Below are 4,712 nucleotides of genomic sequence, written 5' to 3'. Positions count from 1 at the left end.
ATATGTAAACTTTCTGAAGCTTTTACTTAAAGGTTTACGTTGTACGAACCTTTAATCTTGCGATCCAATTCCCGCCGTACATCCTTCTGTTTGATGTCTTCACGCTTATCATATTGCTTTTTACCGCGGGCGAGTCCCATTAAAACTTTAGCATAACCTCCTTTAAAGTAGAGCTTAAGCGGTACAAGAGTAAACCCTTTTTGGTGCATACTCTTATCTATTTCTCTTATTTCTCTTTTCTTAAAAAGTAGTTTTCTCTCCCGACGCTCATCGTGGTTGCTGTATGAACCGAATTTATACGGTTTGATATACATATTCTTTAGCCAGATCTCTCCATTTTTAAAATAAGCAAAAGCTTCATTCAGGCTTGCTTTACCTTCTCGAATCGATTTAACTTCAGTTCCCTTTAAAACGATACCGGCTTCATACGTCTCATCCACATGGTAATCGTGACGAGCTTTACGATTCTCAATTTTTGGAGGAGCGTTTTTTTTAGGTTCTTTTTTAGCCAAAGGTCTCTTCTGTTTTAAATATTAAAACGAACTCTACTTCTTAAAGGTATCAGCTAATCAGTTTGATACCAAAGTTAACACTATAAATAAACCTCAGTTCGATTTATGATTTTTTCAATAATCTAAAATCTATGAAAAAAGTCTCCCCTAACAAGAGGAGATTTAGAGGGGTGTACATCGAAATTTTACACATTCTGATAAACATCCCCCTAAGTCCCCCTTTAATAAGGGGGACTTTAACATTCAATATTCAAAAATCGAACTCAGGTTATCAGTAGTCGAATCCTACTTCCCGAAGAGCTTCGAGCACTTCAGGTTCAGGTTCACGGTCTGGTATAGTTGAATAGATATCCATAATCTGAATAATCTGATCGCGTGCCATTTGATTATCAGGGTTGATCTTTAGTACTTCCACAAACTGCAGAAGCGCATTATTCATACGGGTACGCATCTCTGTTTGATCAAACGTATTCATACTGTGAAGCCCGTAGTTCAGATGTGTCTTTTCCAATAAAAAACGGGTATCCGGATTCTGAGGATCTTCTTCCCTCAATAGGCTTAAAGCATCTTCATATCTGTTTTGGTCAATCAGCTGATCAACCTGCTCAGAAAGAGTTAAATTTGGATCAACTTCAATATCCTCTTCTCCGCTGCTGCAAGAGATGATTGTTGCAAGAAGTAAAAGTGTAATTAATTTTTTCAGCATTGTATTTATAGTTTCTTTAGTTGACAAAATAAATAGGTGTTGGACTGATACATAAGAGGAAAATAACCATACTGATCCATCCCAATCGTCTTCGACCCGGCGAAAGTGGCTGTTCGTAGATCACAGGCGGATGCTCAATCTTAACAAGATAAACGAGAAAGAAACTCCATACTACCCAGATTAATGACCCAGACTGCGAAAAGCTGCCTACCCAAAAATAGAGATACGCAATAGAACTGATAATCGATATTGCCCAAATTGGAGCAATCCACTTATGTTCTCTATAAAATCCTTTTCTTAATAAAAATAAAAGTGCAGCTGCCCAAAAAATAAGTGAGGAATATCCATAACCGGGAAACCACTCCTCAATAGATAAGAAGAGGAAGGGGATTGCCTCAATTCCTCCCAAAGCGGTAATAAAACCAAAACTGATTCGCGCCACGGTTTGATGTTTTTTATAACCAATAAGGGAGTAGAGTATATGTCCTCCGTCGAGCTGACCTACAGGGGTCAGGTTTAAAGCGGTAAAGAAAAGTCCCAGCCATCCTGCAAATAGAAATGGGTAGTGATACATTTCATACATGGGAGGCACGTTGTCAAAAAAGGAGGCCAGAAAAGAGAAAAGTATGGTATCACCGATTAAAATTGTGGCGGCTTCCTCCGATTGTGGCTCGGGTGCTTCATCCGGGAAAGCTCCGGTCTCTTGCACATGTGCAATGACCTCTTCATGGCCGGCAAAGTTTTCGACAAATGAAGCGTCAGGCAATGTTGCAAACCCATAGATCAAAATAATCATTGAAACTACAAATCCGGCTACAGGTCCGGCAACACCAATGTCGAACAGTTTTTTGGTATCCCGGATCTTCTCTTCAATTTTAATGACAGCTCCCATGGTACCAATGCCCAGCGGTATTGGAATAAAGTAAGGCAGAGTTACTTTTACGTTGTGGTAAACGGCAGCAAAGTAGTGACCAAATTCATGGGTGCCTAAAAAGGCCAGAAGCAGTGCTGCAAAAAGAGCACCCTGTGGCCACATCTCCCAGTAAGATTCTACGTTTGCCGTATGACCAACCCAAAAAATTCCCACAAATGTAACACACAGGAATGTTATCACAAATAGCAGAAAGTGCTTGGTCATTGTCCAGAGAGAAGGGTTATTCTTCTTTACCGGTTCAAAGTCTGAATGTTCTTCTTGAGAAAAGTTGTACTGGGGAAGTGACAAATTATAGTCTTTTATATGATTTAGTTTCTGCTGCGATAAAATTAAATTCGAGAACGAAGAACCGGCATCGTCATACACCGGGCTCCTCCCCGTCCGCGGCACAATTCATGTCCCTGGAAGCTAATCGCTATTTTACCTTCTTTTTTATAGTCGAATGGTTTGTTGGCAAACTCATCAATAAAGTCATACTGATCCATCAGCTTATATCCATGTTCAGCCATCATTTCAAAGGTTTTGGTATTCCGGCCATATCCTACAATTACACCTGGAGCCAGTGCAAAAACATTAGCACCGTCAGTCCATTGCTCGCGATATTGGTTGATCTGTTCTTCACCGCCGCATCTGATGAAATTAAAATCCCGGCCGGTTAATTCCTCAAGCGCATCTTTCAATGATTTGCATCTGCGGGTTTGTACGTGGTCACCCGAAGCATAGAGATCTACTACATTATCGGTTTGTTGTTCTATTGCAGGTGGAAATACAATGCATTCATTTTCATCGGCAAATGTAAAAATCGTATCCAGGTGCATGGACGAGCGCTGTTTTGGAATATCAACGGCAAGGACATGTTCAACACCCGTTTCAATTAATTTTTCGGCTACACTCATCAAACCGCTGAAGGATGTTCGTTCACTCATCCCAATCAAAACAACATTTTCCGATGCTACCAGTACGTCGCCACCCTCAATCGATTGTTGGCCGGTGATATTTATCGTATTGTTTTTGACCTCTTCAAACATCGGATGATGCTTCACAATTGTATTCATCAGAAGAAACTCTCGGGCACGTGCTTTTTTTGCAGCACGCGATAAAATAATATGATCACCTACCACTGCTGATAGATCTCGCGTGAACAGAAGATTGGGTGCAGGATTAAGGTTGAACGAGCGATTTGGCGGTATAGAACCCTCCACAACAAACTGGAGAAGTTTTTCAGCCGGAAGCTGTTTAAGTTCATCCTGAACGGTGTGAATGTTTTCAAACGGGAGTTCTTTAATCATCAATTCGATAAACTCTTCCCGAACAGACTCATCCTGAAAACATGTGAGCGCAAGGTCCAGAATTTCAATAACCTCGCCATCTTCCGGCATGGCGGCTTTGAAAATTTTGAGCATATCCAGATGCTCCTCTTTTGCATCACTTTCAAAAATAATATCGTCAAAAAGCAATTCATCTTTACTTACCGGATTTACGAGAGAAACTTCGTGCCCTGGCGTATGAACAATTACTTTTTTTAGCGGATTGATTTCTGAAGGTATACCTACGTTCATGATCTTTTTTTAATTCAAAATTTAAAGCGTGTAAGATATGAAAAATCACAGAGAGATCGTTCTGTATCCATTGATATTTGTAGGGCTAAAAATTTAGTTTAAAGAACAGTATCTTTCGATGAATCATGAAGCGGCTTTAACCGTTATTATGAGTGTTTTAAAAAAGTGTAGTAGTTATTATGACAACAAAATCCGAAATAGAATCACTTATTTACCTGCTGGATGATCCCGACCCTGAAGTGCAGAATAGTGTTCACAGTAGATTTAGAGAACTTGGGGAAGATGCTGTACCTCTGCTTGATCAGCATAAAAGTGAGACGGTTGGTGATTCTGACAAAGAGTTCATCAACAACATTATTTATAACATTACGATTGGTTCACTGCTGGAAGAATTTTCAGATTTGATGGAAGAGGGTATTTATAACAGCCGTCAACTGGAAAAGGCTGTTATGAAACTGTCGAAGTTTGGAACGCCGACACTGCGGGAAGGAGACTACTCCCGAAAGCTGGATAAGCTGGCACAGCATATCAGTTCAGATATTGCCTATACGCCGTCCCTTCGCGAAAAAATGCACATTATGTTGCAGTATGTTTTTCGTGAGCTCAGGTTTCGGGGGGACTCTGCCAATTATCACATTCCCGAGAACTCTTTAATGGATCGTGTGATTGACAGGCGAAAAGGAGTTCCCATTATGCTGGGATTGGTAGTCATTTTTCTGGCCCGTCGACTTAATCTCCCATTTTATGGGGTGAATATGCCCATTCACTTTTTAATTCTTTATGAAACACCAAACGAAGGTGTTCTCATAGATCCTTTTGATGGGGGTACGATTGTGAGTTATGACCAGTGTTACTACTTCCTCAAAAAAAATGGAGTGGAACCGCGGCCCGATCATCTGAAAAAAGCGGATGAAATACAGATCCTTGCACGATGCATTCGAAATCTTATTCATAGCTACAGCAAGGCCGGCCAGGAGAGAAAAGTGAAGGATTTACGCCAG

The 4,712-nt window shown here is 40.5% G+C and carries 5 protein-coding genes; 1 reads left to right on the top strand and 4 read right to left on the bottom strand.

Going from position 1 to position 4,712, the window contains the following annotated elements; genetic code table 11:
* Positions 1 to 26: 26 nt before the first annotated feature.
* From smpB to ACESM0_RS12810, 4 genes are all read right to left on the bottom strand, one after another.
* Entirely contained in the window at positions 27 to 512 is a 486-nt protein-coding gene (gene smpB, locus ACESM0_RS12825) for an SsrA-binding protein SmpB (RefSeq protein ID WP_372906599.1), read from the bottom strand.
* Positions 513 to 783: 271 nt separating this feature from the next.
* The gene (locus ACESM0_RS12820; protein WP_372906598.1) at positions 784 to 1,218 is read right to left on the bottom strand and encodes a hypothetical protein; all 435 of its coding nucleotides are present in this window, start codon (positions 1,216 to 1,218) and stop codon (positions 784 to 786) included.
* Positions 1,219 to 1,234: 16 nt separating this feature from the next.
* Positions 1,235 to 2,440, bottom strand: a complete 1,206-nt coding sequence (locus ACESM0_RS12815; RefSeq protein WP_372906597.1) for a site-2 protease family protein — start codon at positions 2,438 to 2,440, stop codon at positions 1,235 to 1,237.
* A 41-nt stretch (positions 2,441 to 2,481) separates the two neighbouring features.
* Positions 2,482 to 3,711 (bottom strand): arginine deiminase family protein, encoded by a 1,230-nt coding sequence (locus ACESM0_RS12810; RefSeq protein ID WP_372906596.1) that lies wholly within the window; start codon positions 3,709 to 3,711, stop codon positions 2,482 to 2,484.
* 179 nt (positions 3,712 to 3,890) lie between these two features.
* Between ACESM0_RS12810 and ACESM0_RS12805 the strand changes: the two genes are divergently transcribed.
* Positions 3,891 to 4,712, top strand: an 822-nt coding sequence (locus ACESM0_RS12805) for a transglutaminase-like domain-containing protein (protein WP_372906595.1), incomplete at its 3' end; no start/stop codon positions are given.

This window comes from Rhodohalobacter sp. (assembly GCF_041686455.1).
Classification (GTDB): Bacteria; Bacteroidota; Rhodothermia; order Balneolales; family Balneolaceae; genus Rhodohalobacter.
This window is presented reverse-complemented; position numbering and strand designations above follow the sequence as displayed.